The sequence below is a fragment of the Ruegeria sp. YTSA064 genome, from assembly GCF_059610325.1.
This window is the reverse complement of sequence record NZ_JBXWNK010000011.1, coordinates 109835-126267: the sequence shown is the minus strand read 5'-3', so window position 1 is coordinate 126267 and position 16433 is coordinate 109835. Positions and strand designations below refer to the sequence as shown.

General features: G+C 58.2%; 17 protein-coding genes. 4 read left to right on the top strand and 13 right to left on the bottom strand.

The window, feature by feature from the left end; genetic code table 11:
* Positions 1-6: 6 nt before the first annotated feature.
* The 7 genes from AC2FI7_RS17105 to AC2FI7_RS17075 form a co-directional block, all read right to left on the bottom strand.
* Positions 7-420 carry a DUF3168 domain-containing protein gene (locus AC2FI7_RS17105; RefSeq protein WP_010442106.1) on the bottom strand — a complete coding sequence of 138 codons (414 nt, stop codon included), beginning with the start codon at positions 418-420 and terminating at the stop codon, positions 7-9.
* Complete coding sequence (locus AC2FI7_RS17100; RefSeq protein ID WP_496816302.1) at positions 417-755, bottom strand: head-tail adaptor protein; 339 nt, start codon at positions 753-755, stop codon at positions 417-419. Before AC2FI7_RS17100 ends, AC2FI7_RS17105 begins: the two co-directional genes overlap by 4 nt.
* Positions 752-1351 carry a head-tail connector protein gene (locus AC2FI7_RS17095; protein ID WP_010442104.1) on the bottom strand — a complete coding sequence of 200 codons (600 nt, stop codon included), beginning with the start codon at positions 1349-1351 and terminating at the stop codon, positions 752-754. Before AC2FI7_RS17095 ends, AC2FI7_RS17100 begins: the two co-directional genes overlap by 4 nt.
* A gap of 172 nt (positions 1352-1523) precedes the next feature.
* A complete protein-coding gene (locus tag AC2FI7_RS17090) occupies positions 1524-2702 on the bottom strand; it encodes a phage major capsid protein (protein WP_496816300.1) in 1179 nt (392 codons plus the stop codon).
* A gap of 30 nt (positions 2703-2732) precedes the next feature.
* The gene (locus tag AC2FI7_RS17085; RefSeq protein WP_496833520.1) at positions 2733-3278 is read right to left on the bottom strand and encodes an HK97 family phage prohead protease; all 546 of its coding nucleotides are present in this window, start codon (positions 3276-3278) and stop codon (positions 2733-2735) included.
* Between the two features lie 26 nt (positions 3279-3304).
* Entirely contained in the window at positions 3305-3523 is a 219-nt protein-coding gene (locus AC2FI7_RS17080) for a GTA head formation protein, RCAP_rcc01685 family (protein ID WP_010442100.1), read from the bottom strand.
* On the bottom strand, positions 3516-4676 hold the full coding sequence (locus AC2FI7_RS17075; RefSeq protein WP_496816296.1) for a phage portal protein: 1161 nt from the start codon (positions 4674-4676) through the stop codon (positions 3516-3518). The genes AC2FI7_RS17080 and AC2FI7_RS17075 overlap by 8 nt, the downstream gene beginning before the upstream one ends.
* Positions 4677-4955: 279 nt before the next feature.
* Between AC2FI7_RS17075 and AC2FI7_RS17070 the strand changes: the two genes are divergently transcribed.
* Positions 4956-5576 (top strand): cysteine hydrolase family protein, encoded by a 621-nt coding sequence (locus AC2FI7_RS17070; RefSeq protein ID WP_010442098.1) that lies wholly within the window; start codon positions 4956-4958, stop codon positions 5574-5576.
* 392 nt (positions 5577-5968) lie between these two features.
* Entirely contained in the window at positions 5969-6229 is a 261-nt protein-coding gene (locus AC2FI7_RS17065) for a hypothetical protein (protein WP_010442097.1), read from the top strand.
* A gap of 418 nt (positions 6230-6647) precedes the next feature.
* On the opposite strand, the gene AC2FI7_RS17060 is transcribed toward AC2FI7_RS17065, so the two are convergent.
* The 3 genes from AC2FI7_RS17060 to AC2FI7_RS17050 all read right to left on the bottom strand — a co-directional run bounded on the left by AC2FI7_RS17060 (position 6648) and on the right by AC2FI7_RS17050 (position 9268).
* Complete coding sequence (locus AC2FI7_RS17060; protein ID WP_496816294.1) at positions 6648-7502, bottom strand: Hint domain-containing protein; 855 nt, start codon at positions 7500-7502, stop codon at positions 6648-6650.
* A 142-nt stretch (positions 7503-7644) separates the two neighbouring features.
* Positions 7645-9015 (bottom strand): DNA-packaging protein, encoded by a 1371-nt coding sequence (locus AC2FI7_RS17055; RefSeq protein ID WP_496833518.1) that lies wholly within the window; start codon positions 9013-9015, stop codon positions 7645-7647.
* Positions 8924-9268 carry a hypothetical protein gene (locus tag AC2FI7_RS17050; protein ID WP_010442094.1) on the bottom strand — a complete coding sequence of 115 codons (345 nt, stop codon included), beginning with the start codon at positions 9266-9268 and terminating at the stop codon, positions 8924-8926. The genes AC2FI7_RS17055 and AC2FI7_RS17050 overlap by 92 nt, the downstream gene beginning before the upstream one ends.
* A 314-nt stretch (positions 9269-9582) precedes the next feature.
* Here AC2FI7_RS17050 and AC2FI7_RS17045 point away from each other — a divergent pair, with 314 nt between their 5' ends.
* Both AC2FI7_RS17045 and AC2FI7_RS17040 read left to right on the top strand, forming a co-directional pair.
* Positions 9583-11340 (top strand): adenylate/guanylate cyclase domain-containing protein, encoded by a 1758-nt coding sequence (locus AC2FI7_RS17045; RefSeq protein ID WP_496816293.1) that lies wholly within the window; start codon positions 9583-9585, stop codon positions 11338-11340.
* A gap of 287 nt (positions 11341-11627) precedes the next feature.
* The gene (locus AC2FI7_RS17040; RefSeq protein ID WP_170540578.1) at positions 11628-12887 is read left to right on the top strand and encodes a DEAD/DEAH box helicase; all 1260 of its coding nucleotides are present in this window, start codon (positions 11628-11630) and stop codon (positions 12885-12887) included.
* A gap of 113 nt (positions 12888-13000) precedes the next feature.
* Here AC2FI7_RS17040 and mltG read toward each other — a convergent pair whose 3' ends face one another.
* The 3 genes from mltG to AC2FI7_RS17025 form a co-directional block, all read right to left on the bottom strand.
* Positions 13001-14158, bottom strand: a complete 1158-nt coding sequence (mltG, locus tag AC2FI7_RS17035; protein ID WP_010442091.1) for an endolytic transglycosylase MltG — start codon at positions 14156-14158, stop codon at positions 13001-13003.
* The gene (gene fabF, locus AC2FI7_RS17030; RefSeq protein ID WP_010442090.1) at positions 14159-15424 is read right to left on the bottom strand and encodes a beta-ketoacyl-ACP synthase II; all 1266 of its coding nucleotides are present in this window, start codon (positions 15422-15424) and stop codon (positions 14159-14161) included. It abuts the gene before it with no gap.
* A 204-nt stretch (positions 15425-15628) separates the two neighbouring features.
* Positions 15629-16372 (bottom strand): 1-(5-phosphoribosyl)-5-[(5-phosphoribosylamino)methylideneamino]imidazole-4-carboxamide isomerase, encoded by a 744-nt coding sequence (locus tag AC2FI7_RS17025; RefSeq protein WP_010442089.1) that lies wholly within the window; start codon positions 16370-16372, stop codon positions 15629-15631.
* Positions 16373-16433 lie beyond the last annotated feature (61 nt).

Sequence of the window (16433 nt, the reverse complement as noted above, 5' to 3'; positions counted from 1 at the left end):
GATTGCTTAGTCGTCTTCCACGCGGGCGCGGAATCTCAGATCGATCTGGCGGATCGCGCCGCCGGTTCCCGTACGTCTGGCGCTTGCACGCTCGAACCAAAGCCCCACCAAATGGCCACGATCCAAATCCAGAGCCGCCCCTTCCAGCGCATCGCAGACCGCACCGGCCACTGTCTTAGCCGCGCCAAAGCCCGCCGCTTCGGACACCACCGAGACCGTGAACCGGTGCACCGCACCCGAACCAGATCGATCCGACGCCTCGCGCACCTCCTCCGGCCCCAAGGTCACGTAGGTCTGTGGCAACACGCCCGAGGGCACCGCGTCATAGATCGCCCCGCCCGAAAGCGTTCTGACCTGCGCATCCCCTGAAAGCTGTTGAAACACCGCCGCCTGTAAAGCAGCCGAAACGCCATAGCTCATGCGGCCACCTCTTCATCTGCGAAACAGGTCAGGTAGTGGCCGCGTCCGTCGCGCTCAGCCACCGCACGGATCACGAACCGCCGCGCCCCCTCGCGAAACCGCTGATCCGGCGCAGGCCGCATCGATGACCCCTCGGGCGCGCCCCGCACCACGATGCGGTATCCAACGCGCGATACCGAAGCGCCACCAACTGCGCGCTCGGTCCCGCTGCGCGCCGTAACCTCGGCCCAAAGCGACCCAAGCGCGGCCCATGTTTCGGAATACCCTCCCGCGCCATCCGCGCTGCGGACCGGGGCCTCCAGCACCAGCTTGCGGTTCAAATGCGGCGTGTTCATTGCATCACCCCCGCACCAAACCGCACCATGCGATACCGCTGGATCAGACTGGTCACGCCAAAGGGCATACACCCAGCGCCAAGCGCGGTTTCATCGCGATATTCGTAATAGTGCGCCGCCAACAGCAGCACCGCCTGCCTCAAATCGGCGGGCAGGCCACCCCAATTCGTCGCCATCCCGGCGGTAAAGGCGATCTTCACCGCCCCACCCGTCGTAATCGCGGGCAAGGTCGCACCCGCAGGACGCAGCCGAGGGCGCTGACTGTCGCGCTCCAACCGATAGGCCACCGCCTCCACCGCGGTCTCGGTTCCTGCCGCATCCGTCCGCGTGACCGCATCAACCGACGTGACCGGAGCCACCGGCAATGCTTCGCCCGCCGGATCACGCCAGCCGTTCAGGCTCCACGAGAAATTCCGTTCAATCAGCACCTTGCCCGTGCGCGCCTCAATCGCCGCAATGGCCGCGCGCAGGAACCCGTTCAGCACCTGATCCTGCACATCATCCTCGGCAAACCCCGTGCCCAGCCGCAAATGCGCCTTGAACTGATCCACTGGCAGCGCCGCATCCGCGATGGCGGTTTCTTCGATCAACATCATCCATTCACTCCGCAATCTCGGACCCCTCCGGGGCCGTATCCTTGGAAAATGACGGGCACGCGCCGCCCCACGTTGCTCGGACGGAGGGGAGCAGCTAGACAACGCGGGGGATCGCACCCCGGCCCGCGCCCGCCGCCCGAGGGGCCTTGCAGCCCCCCGGATTCAGCCCGCTTTAGGCGGTGCCGAATTTCACCAGTTTGATCGCAGCAAAGTCGCTCACATCGCCGCCGACACGCTTGGTCGCGTAGAACAGAACATGCGGCTTGGCGCTGAACGGATCGCGGAGCACGCGCAGATCAGGACGCTCGGCAATGGTGTAGCCCGATTGGAAGTCGCCAAAAGCGATCGAGTAGCTGTCGGTCGCTGCATCCGGCATGTCCTCGGCGATCAGCACCGGATAGCCCATCAGACGCGCAGGCTCACCAGCGGCCAGGCCATCCGACCACAGGAAGCGGCCATCGCTGTCCTTCAGCTTGCGGATTAGACCCGCGGTTTTCGAGTTCATCACGAAGGTGCCATTCACCCGGTACTGCGCACCCAGCGCGTAGACCACGTCCACAATCGCATCCGCATCAACGCCGCCATCAATGCCCGACGCGACATAACCCAAGCTGTCCCAGCCCCAGCTGCCGTTCTCCATCGTGCGGTGGGTCAGGATACCCTTGGGCTTGTCCACACCGTCGCCATTGATAAACGCCGCTGCCTCGGCCCGGGCAAACTTGTCGGCGATACGACCGGCCAGCCAACCTTCGACATCAAACGCACTGTCATCCAACAGACGTTGCGAGGCCTTGGGCAGCGCGCTCAGCTCGTGCAGCGGGATCGAAATCCGATCAATGGATGGGGTCGAGGTCTCAGCCGTGGCCGAGTTCTCATCCGCCCAACCCGCGCCGACGTCGGTGTGGTCGATCAGAACGTCGAACGAGTTCGCCTCGACATTCACCACCGACGCAATCGAACGGATCGAGGCGGTCGAATTCAGCACCGACTTGATCATCTCAGCCGTCTGCGGATCAACCAGATAGCCGCCATCGCTGTTCACCGCGCTCGACAGCGATTTCGACTCCATCTCGAGCCCGCGCAGCCCGTCATCCTCGCCCGAACGCACATAGGCGTCGAATGCCTTCTGATGCGGGGCGCCTTCTTCGATCGATGCCGCAAGGTGCGGACGCGCCGCGATGGTTGATTTACGATCCAGCATGGTCAGTCGCTCTTCTGTCTGTTGCAGTTGGGTTTTAACTTCGGCCTTGAGGCCCTTGAATTCATTCACGAAGCCAGCCATCGCCTGCTTCACCTCCTGAACCAGGGGCGCACCCTCTCCGGTCAAGGCCGGGGTCTCGGTCTTGCTCATCAGCACTTCCTTATTGGGGGGTTAGAGGCGCTAGATCCGCGCCAGCTCCTGCCGGGCGTCGTTGAACACCTCAGCAATACTGCGCCAGGTGTTTTCAACGTCAGGCTCCACGCCTTTCGCCGCCACCCGCGCACTGGGCAGCATCGGGAAAGTCACCAGCGACACCTCCCATAGCTCCAGTTCGGTCAGGACCCGCTGGCCCTTGTCATTCTTCACGGCCCGTTTGGTGCGATAACCAACAGACAGGCCATCCATAGCGCCCGCCCGGATCAACTCGGCCGCCTCACGGCCCTTTTGCGTGGCCTCCAGCAGACGCCCTTTGACCCACAGGCCCTTGTCGTCCTCGCGCACCTCATCCCAGACGCCGATAGGCTGCGCCGGATCGTGCTGCCACAGCATCTTGACCCGCTGACCTGCCTTCGCCAGCCCCTCCAGCGAGCCGCGATACGCCCCGCGCTGCACCACATCGCTGCCCTGATCGACCTGCCCAAACAGGCTGGCATACCCTTCGATCACCGCATCGTCGGTTACCGACAAGCTGTCTCCGAACTGTGCGAATTTATGTTCCAAATCCATGAACTTCTCCATGTAACCCACTGACATTATGGCGTTACCACAAGGAATGACTGAAACGCCTGCGCCAAAATCACCGCCGCCACGCCGTACACTGTCAGCCACAACCGTTTCTCCAGCCGCTCCATCATCTCTTCGATCTGATCCAACCTGCGGCACAGATGCGCATGCTGGATCTCGGCCACCCTCTCATGCGCGGCCAGACGTAGGCCCGGCGCACAGTCGAACGGAGGATACCCGTCACCCATCGCCACGCTCCGGCAGCCCCAGCAACGCGCGTTTCTCGGCATCCGTCAGGAAATCCGCCCCGTTGACCCGCGCCCATTGCGCATCGCGTTCCGCCGACAGCGCGGGCACCTGATCCAGATCCGGCTTCAGCACCAAATCCTCACCCGAGAAGCCCGCCAGCCATTCCGACACCGCCGCCGCCACCCGCGTCACCAGAGGCAATACGGTCAGGCGATAAAACGCCCGGTTGGCCTCCTGATAGTTCGAATAGGTCGCGTCGCCTTGGATCCCAAGCAACATTGGCGGGACACCGAAGGCCAGCGCGATCTCGCGGGCGGCGGCTTCCTTGGTCTTTTGAAACTCCATATCGGACGGAGAGAACCCCATCGGCTTCCAATCCAAGCCCCCTTCCAGAACCATCGGACGGCCCGCATTCCGCGCCCCGCGATAGTTCTGCTCGATCTCATCCGACAGTCGCCGGAACTGATCTTCAGCCATCACCCCATGACCATCACCCTTCCACACCAACGCCCCCGAAGGCCGCGCCGCATTGTCCAGCAGCGATTTCGACCACCGCGACGCGCTGTTATGCACATCAATCGCCATCGCCGCCGCCTGCATCGGTGAAAATCCATAATGATCATCCTGAGGATGGAACGATTTGATATGACAGATATTTTCCGCCTCAAACCGGTGCTTTTTACCGCCCACCGCGTAGTCATACGCCTTGGGCCACCCATCCGCCCCCGGCACCACGCTCATCCGGTCCGAACGCAACACATGCAGCTCAACCGGCAGCCCCTCATCGGCCTGAACAGCCTCAACATAAGCATTACCCGACAGCAGCAACTGCCCGAACAAGGCTTCCATCAACTCCGCCCGCCCCTGCGCCGCATTTGGACGGCGCAGGAGGGACAGGATCGGATGCACGTCATAGCGCTGCGCCTGATCCTGCAGCACCAAAGGCAACGCCGCCGCCGCCTCAGCAATCAGCTTGACCGAGCGGAATCCCACCGGGTTCCCCGAAAACCCCGTCCGCGTCAGCGATACCGCGTCCCGAGGGCTCCACGCCACGCGCCCGCCCGTCTGCCACGCCACCACAGGCCCCGCCGCGCTCGCCTTCGCCTCGGGCGCTGCCTCAGCCGATCCACGACGCAAGAAATCGAATACCATCTGTGCTCCTTTCTGCCACCGCTCTGCTCGGCTTGTTGAAAGGAGTTATGGCGGAAAGAAGTTTAGGGCTTGGGAATGGGGCGTACGGGGGGTGGGCAACGCCATTCCCCTCCCTTTACAACGTTCTAAATATAGCCATGCCTTGAATTGCCTCTTTGGGAGCGAACGTCCTTGACGATGCGCGATAGCACATTTAATCAAAATTGATCTGCCCACCGGGACGACCCGGCCAATAAAACGGCGTTTCGTCAGGACGACCTGACAAAACTGAAGTCGAAGATGACAACCAAACACAAACACGCAAAGAACTTGATTGAGGGTCGACCCGCACTGATCGTGATCGACATTCAAAAGAGCACATTCATTGATGATAGCGAATTGCGCTCGATTGATAATATGCCAGGCTACAAGGAACGCATGATTGCAGCGCGCGATTTGGTTGACGCAGCGCATGAGAACAATGTGCCCGTAATCTTCATTCAGGAAGTCCATCGCCCCGATCAGATCGACTTCGGCAGGGAACTGGATGGCGATGAAGACATACATTGTCTCGAGGGTGATCCAAAGACTGAAGTTGCCAAAGAAGAAATGGGATATCGCTCGGGCGACTACCTGGTTCCCAAACGACGTTATTCTGCGTTCTTTGGAACCGACTTTGAAATTCTCCTACGAGGCTTGAAAGTAGATACTCTGATACTTTGCGGCGGGCTAACAGATGTCTGTGTGCACTACACTTTCGTTGATGCCCACCAATCAGACTATTTCTGCCGCGTTGTCGAGGATTGCGTAGGTGGTTCGTCTATCCAAGCTCATGAGGCTGCACTCAAAGCAATGGAATATCTGCAAACCGGTGCAGTTCAGAGTCGCGAGGCAGCGATAGCGGCAATCTCGTCGCATTAATATGAAATAGCACGTTTCCCCCTATGATGCGCGGTCTTAAACCAGAACAGGCCGCTCGCAACATGGTGGCGAACCAGCAGGTTTGAGCTCAAGGCGATTGACCGTTTCACTTGGATAGGCCAAGTACGCGCCTCACCAACTCCGCACTTGAGGCCGCCGATACGCCCCCGCAGGCCCTACAACCAACTCATGCAGCGCCCAGACAGTGCATCGACCCGATCGGGCGAGCCCTGCCCCTAAATCCGGCCTAGCCAATTGTAATATTTAGCGGCTCGTTGGACATCTAACCTAAATCCTTTGCAATCGCCGCCAAGTTCTTGTGATTTCTTGCCACAACAATTGTCTGCGTTTCACATGCCCCCACGTGTGCTTCAAATTGAAGAGGCCACCCGATGAATGAAAACGAACCTGTGCCGTCTAGATACTACGATACGCACAATAACTGGACCAATGAACCTACCGCTGCCGACAAACACGTCTACGAGGTGTTTGCCTCCAATGTAGTCGTTCTTGTGCAGCTGCTTGATGACTACAAAACAATGATGTCGCCGGATGTCCACGCAAGGCTGTTTTCTTCGCTGCTGACCCTGTCCCGGCTGCTCGGCGAATACGAGGATAATTGGAGTCAAGAGTACCCAATGTCGAGAACCTGATTGCGCCAGTAATCTATCAACCCTCAAAGCGCTCACAAACTCCGCACCCTCGGCCGCCGATACGCCCCTGCAGACCACACCACCGGCTCACGCAGCGCCCAGATCAGCGCGCCGAGGCAGTAGGGTGAGTCCTGCCACTTAAACCCGCGCGCGCTAATCTAACATATCTTAGCTTCTAGCGCGTCCAGCCAGATCATGGGTCAACTGATCACCTCTCTACCCGATTTTTTGAAAGGATTTATCGCGGAAAGCGTTAAAGCCTTGGGAGAGGGGGCTAGAGAGCACCAAAAATGCCCAAAGTTGATCTCTACTGGGCGCTTCGCGAGCAAATCGCAATCGATCGAGAAGAAACCAAACACATTGCGCAAGTTTATCAACACAAAGATTCAAGAACTTTTGCTGATGAGACACTCTGGCCTTACCAAACTAGAACCTTTGCTTCGTTGTTGGATAACATCGGCTTCGCCGCTTTAACCTTCTTGAGATCCGCGATCAGTTCCGGAAAAAGAGCCTTAATTTCCGCTAAGTCCTTGTGACCAAGCTGATCGCCAATAAATAAGCTCTCTGCGACAATCCCATTTGCAAGAACCATTTGATGTTCTTGCAGCAAAATGTGGTGGTAAGTGACTTCGTTGCCGGAAGAATCCACAGTGATTCCGGGCAATCCGATCAACGCCTTGGCCGGAACCAAGACTTCTTGTTCACCAAAAAACAGTTCTGCCTGATGACCTTTTAACAACAACCGATGTTGCTGAGATACCTGCAAAGCCCTCTCGTTTTCCAAAGCACCATTCTCTATGATTACTGGCCTAAGCGATGGATTTCGATGGAACATATATCGCGTGACTACTCGACTTCCTTTCCAAAGAATTGGCATATTGTTGCCGGAAGCGGTTACAACACTGTTCCCCGGTACCAAAGACTCAACCGGCACATCGCCCTTAGGTGTTTGGATTAGGGTGCCACTTACGAAACAAGGCGGATTACTGGGATCAAGGTCGTTCTCCGTTATTTTCCAGTTACCTGTTCGCATCGGGCCTGTCGGGTTTGCCGTATCGTAAGCATAAACCTGCCCCCCAACCTGAATAAACTCGCCAGATTCACCTGTGCCACGATAGTTCCCCTGGCCAAGATAGGTGTATGGTTGGAATGTTTGACCACCGTCGAAAGAAATGGTCGACCCATCAATAATGGCAGGTACCGTGGTGTCCTGTACGATCAGGTCTCCCTGACCGGTTTCATTCACAGTGTGCGCCAATATATCGAACGGCACCAAATTCTCCTTTCGACGTCGATCGCAGAACGGGCGGCGCCATTATATTCAATAATCTGTATTTCTAAAGATGTAACTCCTGATTCACTTTCAACTTTAAGTCATTGGGCGCGGATTGCCGGAAGCAAGAATACTGATGCGATTACAATGCCCTCACCCTAGGCCGTCGATACACCCCCGCGGGCCCCACAACCAGCTCGTGCAACGCCCAGACCAGCGCGTCGACCCGGTCAGGCGAGCCCTGCCCCTCGAACCCCCGCGCGGTCATCTGGCACATCTGCTCCTCCAGCGCGTCCAGCCCGGCCACATGGCGCACCCGCCCCTGCTCGTACAGCGCCGCCACAGGCTCGGCCCGTGCGACCTTGCCGCGAGACGCCCGCACCGCACGAAATGGCACTAGAGGGTCCACCTGCCGCACGACCTCTTCCACCAGTTGCCCACCCTGATTGACCTCGGCCACCAGCCGTTCGGCCCCAAATTCATCCATCGCGTCAATCGCCGCCTGCGCCCAGCCCGCCGGGCCGACGCCCTGCACTGTCCGGTCGGCCAGCACATAGGCACGCCACTCCTCGGGCGGCCCCTGTAGCTGAGCGCCCACGACCACGATCCCGCAAGCATCCGCATCCGCCCCCGCCGTCACCGCCGGGTCCAGCGCCACCACGATGCGATCCAACGCGGGCACCCGCGCACAGCGCTCTGCCTCCAGCATCGAACCCGTCCACAACGCCCCCTCGGCATCCGACAACAACACACCGTCCAACTCCTGCCGCCCCAGCCGCGTTCCCGCATAGCGCGCGCGCACCTCGGCCAGAAACGAGTCCGCCAGATTGGCCCGGTTCGCCTCGGTCGGCGCATGGGTCTGCACGGTGGACGGCGATTCTAGCAAAGCCTTTAAAACCTTCACATTGCGTGGCGTTGTAGTCACACAGACCCGCGGCCGCTCGCCTAACCGCAAAGCAAATTGCAGCATATCCCAAGTCTCCCCCGCCTTTTTCCATTTGGCCAGCTCGTCCACCCAGGCCGCATCGAACTGAGGGCCCCTCAGCCGCTCAGGATCATGCGCCGAATACGCCTGCGCCTCGGCCCCGTTTGGCCAGACCAGCTTGCGTTCCGACGCCTTCCAGTCAGGCCGCCGATCCGGAGGCGAGCATTGCAATATCCCGCTATCGCCAAAGATCATCACATCGCGCACCTGATCGAATGTCTCACCGACCAAAGCAACACGACACGCCTCCCCCCGATCCAGCGGCAAAGACCCCTCGACCATCGACCGCACCCACTCGGCCCCGGCCCGCGTCTTGCCCGCGCCGCGCCCGCCCATGATCACCCATGACCGCCAGTCACCCGCAGGCGGCAACTGATGCGGTAACGCCCAGAACTCGAACAGGAAAGGGAGGGCACACAGCCCCCCCTCCCCGATCTCACTCAGAAATCTGTCCTGCACCGCAGCAGGCGCGGAGACGAGCCAGCCTGCACCCGATCTCAGATCGCGCCCGATCAAGGTCGAGCGCATAGCCCCCTTGGGCAATTCCGGCTTGTCTGTGATGTTGTTCGACAAAGCTTGTCTCCACTTTCTGGCAACTGCGGATCAGCCCCTCTAGCTGACCCAGTTGCTTGCCTGTTCCGGCAAAGTCTGCATCCTCCCCGGCACCGATCTGTTTTCGCAATTCTTCCGCTGCTTGGCGCAGATCGCGAATGGACCGCTCAAGCGACTGCAACAAATCAGCCGTCTGAGAAATCCGCTCTTCCGGGGTAATCAAAGTCATGTTTGCGTCTTGACCTCATGCGTGAGTTTTTCCGCACGAGAGAAACGAAAAACGGCCACCGGGTCACCCCGGGGCCGTTGCCCACTTCTTCTAGCATGACACAACCTATACGAGAAACCGCGCGTAAAGTCAAGGCTTCATGCAACAGCCGCAACACCCAACGTACTATAATTATTACTTTTTCTTAACCTCTAGCCAACGACCGATCCGCCATTCCAGCTTCATCTCAGGCCGATCACTCTATGACACTTGGTAATATCGGCATCAATTCGTAACCTATACGCATCGCGTATCATCTATGGGGCATCGAAACGATGACAGTCGCATTAGATCAAAAGCGTTTCGCTGCCATTTTGGTCATGGATGTCGTTGGGTATTCGCAACTAATTGAGGCGGATGAACTGGGAACCGTGCGAGCGGTGCGGAGTCTACGAAATCGGATCATCCTCCCTGCATTAGAGGCATCGGGAGGGAGATTGGTCAAGACAATGGGCGACGGGTTCCTGGCTGAATTTGGTACAGCAGATGCAGCTATGACTTCGGCGCTCGAGATTCAAAATGCCTGCGTTAAACAAGCACGCGCGGTGCCAGTAGATCGGCGACTATTCCTGCGCATAGGCGCCCATATCGGCAACGTCATTATCGAAGGTGAAGACATCCTCGGCGATGGTGTCAATATCGCTGCCCGCCTCGAAGGACTAGCACACCCAAGTGGCATCGCGGCTTCTTCCGAATTCGCGCATGCCCTACAGAAAGGTCTTGTTGCTCATCTGGATCAGGATGGGCAACACACCGTTAAGAATATCTCGCGCTCACTGACGGTATGGCGTTGGGCAGCGGATCGTGAATTGCAGCATACCGAGCCCAATCAATCTTTTTCCCCGCCAACGGTTGCTGTCCTTGCGTTTCTGGATCACGCTCCTGATCCCGACCAGTCATTCTTTGCCGAAGGTCTCGCCGAAGACATCATCTCTGCTCTGCAACATATGGGCCGCCTCCCTGTTATCGCCAGCGCGTCGAGCCTTATTATCGATTCCGCTCTTTCGCCGCAGGATGCGGCGCGCGTTCTAGGCGCCCGATATTTGGTCAAAGGAACGGTTCGGCGCGCTGGCAAGCGCATTCGGGTTACAGTTGAGCTGATCGAGGGTGACACTGGACATTCACTTTGGTCCGAAAAGTATGACCGTGATTTCAAGGATCTTTTCGGAATCCAAGACGATATCACTTTGCGCGTTGTCACCGCGCTCGATGTGGAACTGGTCGAGGGTGAGATTGACCGCCTGCGCCAGCAGAGACCACGCCACTTGGGCGCTTGGGAACTCTATCTGCGTGGCATGGCAAATCTGCGCAACGCGGCGCTGCAGGACCTCAAAGAAGCGCAAAGGGACTTTTGTGCCGCCATCGATATTGAGCCGGACTATGGCGAGGCCTGGGCGGCTCTAGGTTGGGCCTACCTAAAAGAGTATGGCTTTGGCTTGTCAAAGAACCGTGACACCGCACTCGAAAATGGGTTCGATGCTGCGCGAAAGGCTCTGTCTCTTTCTAAAAAATCACCATTTGCCCATTACGTTATGTCCACAGCCTATGTCTGGCGCGGAGAAAAAGAACTCAGCCTTAATGAGCTTGAGCATGCAATTCGGCTGAATCCCTATTTCACCCGCGCAAGAGTCGCATATCACAACCGAAAGGAATTGGCCGATCCTTCACAGGGATTGGAAGCCGCCGAAGAGATTCGAAAGGCGCTAGCTCTTTCACCGCGTGAACCTGACCGCGCATTTTATTTCTGGTCCATCGCACGCATCAACCTAGTGGCAGGTGAAGCGTTTGATGCACTTGACTGGGCCGATCGCGCTGTCAGCACACGCCCGACCGACGCCAATATGGTGTTTCGTCGTGCGATCTGCCTTGCAGCGCTTGACCGGGTGGACGACGCATCAAAAGCTTTGGTCACGTGCGAGCAGCTTTCACCTGGAAGTGTCGCGCGCCTTAGTAAATGGTGTCCGTATGAGGACGAACGGGACGACATCCTTTTTTCTGGCCTGGTGCGCCACGGGTTAATCGATCGCAGTTAAACCAGTGTTTTACTGTCTCATCTCCGTAATGTTTGCTTGACAATCGTTCTTCCAACCCGCATGAGCCCCTCAAACAGCGCTACCGCGTGAGCATGTGGGCGACACCGCCCCCCAACAGCGCCCGATTCACCCATAGTTCCCCATCACGCAGGGTTCTTGACGCGACAACCAGATGCTGCAGGAAACGCCTGCGCGTCCTGAGGTTTCGCACAACCCCTGCCGGTCGCGGATGCGGCCCATCACGACTTGCCCGATGGCCATTGCCTCGGGCTGTAAAGGATAGTTATTTGTTTGACTTCGACATGCTGGGCCTCGCGCCCGCTCTGAATGATGCGCTCAAACGCGCCAACTTCACTCAACCGACCCCAATCCAGAACCAGGCGATCCCGCTGGCGCTGAACGGTCACGATATCCTCGGCCTTGCGCAGACCGGTACAGGTAAAACACTGGCCTTCGGTCTGCCGCTGATTGACCACCTGCTGGCTCAGCCCGGTAAACCTGCGCCAAAAACCGCCAAGGCGTTGATCCTTGCGCCCACACGCGAGCTGGTTAATCAGATCGCCGACAGCCTGCGCAACCTGACCAAAAAGACCAAATTGCGCGTTGCCACCGTGGTCGGAGGCCAATCGATCAACAAGCAAATCATGTTCCTGTCTCGCGGCACCGATATTCTTGTCGCCACTCCCGGTCGCCTGATTGACCTGATGGATCGCGGCGCGGTCGATCTGGGTTCGGTCCGTCATCTGGTGCTGGACGAGGCGGATCAGATGCTCGACATGGGCTTCATTCACGCTCTGCGCCGCATCGCGCCGGAACTGGGCACGCCGCGCCAGACCATGTTGTTCTCGGCAACGATGCCGAAGCAGATGGAAGAGCTCAGCCAGGCCTATCTGACAAACCCGCAACGGGTGCAGGTTTCGCCTCCCGGCAAAGCGGCAGACAAGATCACGCAGTCGATCCACTTTGTTGAAAAGCCTGCAAAACCCGCCAAACTTCGCGAGATCCTGTCGGCAGATATGGACGCCCTAACGTTGGTCTTCTCTCGCACCAAGCACGGGGCCGAAAAACTGATGAAAGGCCTCGTTGCCGATGGTTTTAACGCAGCCTCAATCCACGGCAACAAAAGTCAGGGCCAGCGTGATCGCGCGATCAAGGCCTTCCGCGCGGGCGAGATTAACGTTCTCGTCGCGACAGACGTCGCTGCGCGCGGCATCGACATTCCGGGCGTGGCTTACGTGATCAACTACGACCTGCCCGAAGTGCCCGACAACTATGTCCACCGCATCGGTCGTACCGCCCGTGCAGGACGCGAGGGCGAGGCCATTGCCTTCTGCTCGGCGGAAGAGGTCGACCTGCTGCGTCAGATTCAGAAGCTGATGAAGATCGAAATCCCGGTCGCCAGCGGTGAGATGCCCGAAGCAATCGCACCCAAGAAATCCCCACGCCGTCCGAACAATCGTCGTCGTGGCCCGAAACCTCAGCACTCCGGCGCACCGAAGCCGGGCGGTCAGAAACGCCGCCGTCCACGTCGCGCCAAGGCGGCCTAAACAAGAAACGGCCCGGTCGAATGACCGGGCCGTTTCTTTATTGGGGCTATGAATTCAAGCTGTACAAGTCGGACAACATGCCGTTTCAAACCTGTACAAGTCGGACGATCAGATCAGTTCCCTGAATTTCGCTCTGCCTCGATCTCGCGCCACTTTGCGACGTTGCGATTGTGCTCTTGCAGGGTCTCTGCAAAGGCATGACCACCGGTCCCGTCTGCAACGAAGAAGATGAAATCCGTGTTGTCAGGTGCCACCGCAGCCTCAAGGCTCGCAAGACCCGGATTGGCGATCGGGGTGGGCGGTAACCCCTCGATGACATAGGTGTTCCAAGGCGTCGCGCGGCGCAGTTCGCTTTGCCGCAATCCGCGACCCAAGGTGCCCTGCCCCTTGGTCACGCCATAGATTACGGTCGGGTCAGTCTGCAGCCTCATACCTTGGTTCAGACGATTGACGAAAACGCTGGCCACTTGGCCGCGCTCTTCCGGTTGACCCGTTTCTTTTTCGATGATCGAAGCCAGAACCAGCATCTCTTCAGGGCTGTTCAAAGGCAAACCGTCCTGACGCCCCTCCCACGCCGCATTTATTCTAAGCTGCTGTTTTTCCTGCATTTCAGCAAGAATTGCATTCCGATCTTCACCGGGTCTAACCTCGTAGCTATCAGGGGCCAACATCCCTTCTGCGGGCAATTCGGCCACCTCGCCGGTCAGTAAATCCATTGCTTTCAGCGACTCGACAATTTGCCAACTGGTAACGCCTTCGGCCAGAGAAATGCGATAGCGCGTATCCGCCTCGCCGCGTTTTTCTGCATAGGCTTCAGGCGCTTCCTCTTCACCGACTACGAAGGATGCGACTTCGTCGAAATCCAGCGTCGCCGGGTTCAGTTCGCGTACGCGAGTCTGCATACGGGTCACACCGATGCGGTATTCAATCTCGGTCCCGCAGGTGCTGGCGCCGCTATGGGTAATGTCGTCGACGATTTGCTCCATCGACGACCCCTCGCGCACCAGAAAGCTGCCCGCTTTCAATTGCTGAGATTTGTCTGTGTAATCAGCAGCTAAGCGGAAAATCATCCCGCTGCTGATCGCACCTTGATCCTCCAGATCACGGCTGACCCGTGTCATGTTGGACCCCGGCTTCACCTGCAGACAGATCGCAGTTTCTAGGGGACCTTCGGACTTGTATTGCGACTGCCCCCACAGGATGACGCCACCCATCAGGAACAGGCCAACGATCAGAATAGTCAACGCGTTCGAAGCGAGCGCTCGCCACATTTAGCTGACCTTTCCGAAGATCACACTTGCGTTGGTGCCGCCAAATCCGAACGAGTTTGACAAGGCCACATTGATCTCACGCTCGCGCTTGGCATTCGGCGCCAGATCGATCGGAGTTTCAACCGCCGGGTTGTCCAGATTGATAGTCGGCGGAGCGACCTGATCGCGGATCGCAAGGATCGAGAAGATTGCCTCAATCGCGCCAGCAGCGCCCAGCAGATGACCGGTGGCCGATTTGGTCGAGGTCATGGTCGCGTTGCTGGCGTGATCCCCCAGCAGGCGTTCTACAGCACCCAGCTCAATCGTATCCGCCATGGTCGAGGTGCCATGTGCGTTGATGTAGTCCAGATCCTTCGGCTCAAGCCCCGCGCTGCGCAGCGCTGCTTTCATCGAGCGTTCGGCCCCGTCGCCATCCTCAGACGGAGCAGTGATGTGATAGGCGTCGCCGGACATACCGTAACCCAGCACCTCCGCGTAAATTTTCGCACCACGAGCTTTAGCGTGTTCGTAATCCTCAAGAACCACGATACCCGCGCCCTCACCCATGACGAAACCGTCGCGGTCAATATCATAGGGGCGGCTCGCCTTCTTCGGGTCACCGGCATATTTGGTCGACAAGGCTTTGCAGGCGTTGAAGCCTGCGATACCGATTTCGCAGATGCAGCCCTCGCCGCCGCCCGCGATCATCACATCTGCATCTCCGGCGCGGATGATGCGGCTGGCGTCGCCGATCGCATGGGCACCGGTCGAGCACGCGGTAACGACCGAGTGGTTCGGCCCCTTAAATCCATGCCGGATCGATACCTGACCCGAGGCCAGATTGATCAGAGCGCCCGGAATAAAGAACGGTGACACTCGACGCGGACCTTTGTCGCGGATCAGATTTGCTGTGTTGGCAATCGACCCAAGCCCGCCAATACCCGATCCGATCAGAACGCCCGTGCGCAGGCGGTCTTCTTCGTCCTCGGGCAGCCAATTGGCATCCTTGCAGGCCATCTCGGCAGCCGCGATCGAATAGAGAATGAAATCCTCAATCTTGCGCTGCTCTTTCGGTGGCATCCAATCATCGGGATTGAACGTTCCGTCGGTGCCATCTCCGCGCGGCACTTCGCAGGCATAGGTCGTGGTGACCCCGCTTGCCTCAGCGTCGAAATGTGTGATCGGGCCTGCACCGGACTCGCCGTCCAGCAGCCGCGACCATGTTTCCTCAACCCCACTGGCCAAAGGAGTGACCAATCCAAGACCGGTTACGACGACTCTGCGCATGAAGTGCCTCTTGCCTGCTTCCTGTTATGAGAACCGCTCATACCCCGGCCCGGGGTGCGGGGGCAAGAGCAACGGCAGAATCTGGCTCGGTATCCCCAAACCGGAAATCGTTCAAAACTCTGCCATGTAATCTAAAATGCGTGAAAAAGTGAAAACCCGACCGACATCAAGCATATAACGGCCGGGTTTTTTGTTGCGCTATGTCTACTGGAATTCAGCGACCGGCTCGTGCGCCGATTTTGCAACTTCCAACGCTTCGGACAAATCAACTGTTTTGCGGAACAGTGCGCGACCAACGATTGCGCCTGAAATATTCGATATATAGGCAAGGCGCGAAATATCATCTGCAGTACGGACGACGCCGCTTGCAATGATCGGTGTGCGTGATTTCTCGGCGAGACCCGAGATCAGCCCCAGCTGCGCCTCGACATCTTCCATGTCGCTATCGATGTCAGTGACCAAAATGGCCGCAAATGGTGTATCTGCAAATGCTTCAATGAACGCTTCCGGTGTAAAGGCGCTCTGGCTTCGCCAACCTTCGGTCATCACCTGGCCTTGCCAGACATCAACTGCCAATACGATCTGATCAGGATACAGCTTAGCCAGTTCTTTAACCAATTGAGGGTCCCAGGCCGCCAACGTCCCGATTACGATTCGCCCAGCGCCTTTGTTGATCCAATATTCAACCTGCTCGCGCGTCCGCATGCCACCGGCCAACTGCACGGACATCTCGGACGAACGAATGATCTCTTCAACCAGCTCTGCATTGGTGTCACGTCCTTCGATGGCATCGAAGTCCGTCAGTTGCATCCATGCTGCGCCTGCAGCCGACCAGCTTCGCGCGGTCTCTACCGGATTCACATGCCAGATCATCGCGTCATCCAGACGCCCCTTGTCCAGCGTCACACAGCGACCGTTCTGTAGTTCCATCGTGGGATAAATTCTCATGAGCCTTTTCCTCCGCTCACTCAAATGGCAATACCACGATACCATATCTCCGCCGCCCCTC

Excerpts from the sequence above, each read along its gene's own strand:
- AC2FI7_RS17090 (WP_496816300.1), bottom strand. The coding sequence starts at position 2,702 with ATGAGCAAGACCGAGACCCCGGCCTTGACCGGAGAGGGTGCGCCCCTG.
- AC2FI7_RS17085 (WP_496833520.1), bottom strand. The coding sequence starts at position 3,278 with ATGGATTTGGAACATAAATTCGCACAGTTCGGAGACAGCTTGTCGGTA.
- AC2FI7_RS17075 (WP_496816296.1), bottom strand. The coding sequence starts at position 4,676 with ATGGTATTCGATTTCTTGCGTCGTGGATCGGCTGAGGCAGCGCCCGAG.
- AC2FI7_RS17070 (WP_010442098.1), top strand. The coding sequence starts at position 4,956 with ATGACAACCAAACACAAACACGCAAAGAACTTGATTGAGGGTCGACCC.
- AC2FI7_RS17025 (WP_010442089.1), bottom strand. The coding sequence starts at position 16,372 with ATGAGAATTTATCCCACGATGGAACTACAGAACGGTCGCTGTGTGACG.
- AC2FI7_RS17050 (WP_010442094.1), bottom strand. The coding sequence starts at position 9,268 with ATGACTTTGATTACCCCGGAAGAGCGGATTTCTCAGACGGCTGATTTG.
- AC2FI7_RS17055 (WP_496833518.1), bottom strand. The coding sequence starts at position 9,015 with ATGCGCTCGACCTTGATCGGGCGCGATCTGAGATCGGGTGCAGGCTGG.
- fabF (WP_010442090.1), bottom strand. The coding sequence starts at position 15,424 with ATGCGCAGAGTCGTCGTAACCGGTCTTGGATTGGTCACTCCTTTGGCC.
- AC2FI7_RS17045 (WP_496816293.1), top strand. The coding sequence starts at position 9,583 with ATGACAGTCGCATTAGATCAAAAGCGTTTCGCTGCCATTTTGGTCATG.
- AC2FI7_RS17105 (WP_010442106.1), bottom strand. The coding sequence starts at position 420 with ATGAGCTATGGCGTTTCGGCTGCTTTACAGGCGGCGGTGTTTCAACAG.
- AC2FI7_RS17080 (WP_010442100.1), bottom strand. The coding sequence starts at position 3,523 with ATGGGTGACGGGTATCCTCCGTTCGACTGTGCGCCGGGCCTACGTCTG.
- AC2FI7_RS17095 (WP_010442104.1), bottom strand. The coding sequence starts at position 1,351 with ATGATGTTGATCGAAGAAACCGCCATCGCGGATGCGGCGCTGCCAGTG.
- AC2FI7_RS17065 (WP_010442097.1), top strand. The coding sequence starts at position 5,969 with ATGAATGAAAACGAACCTGTGCCGTCTAGATACTACGATACGCACAAT.
- AC2FI7_RS17100 (WP_496816302.1), bottom strand. The coding sequence starts at position 755 with ATGAACACGCCGCATTTGAACCGCAAGCTGGTGCTGGAGGCCCCGGTC.
- mltG (WP_010442091.1), bottom strand. The coding sequence starts at position 14,158 with ATGTGGCGAGCGCTCGCTTCGAACGCGTTGACTATTCTGATCGTTGGC.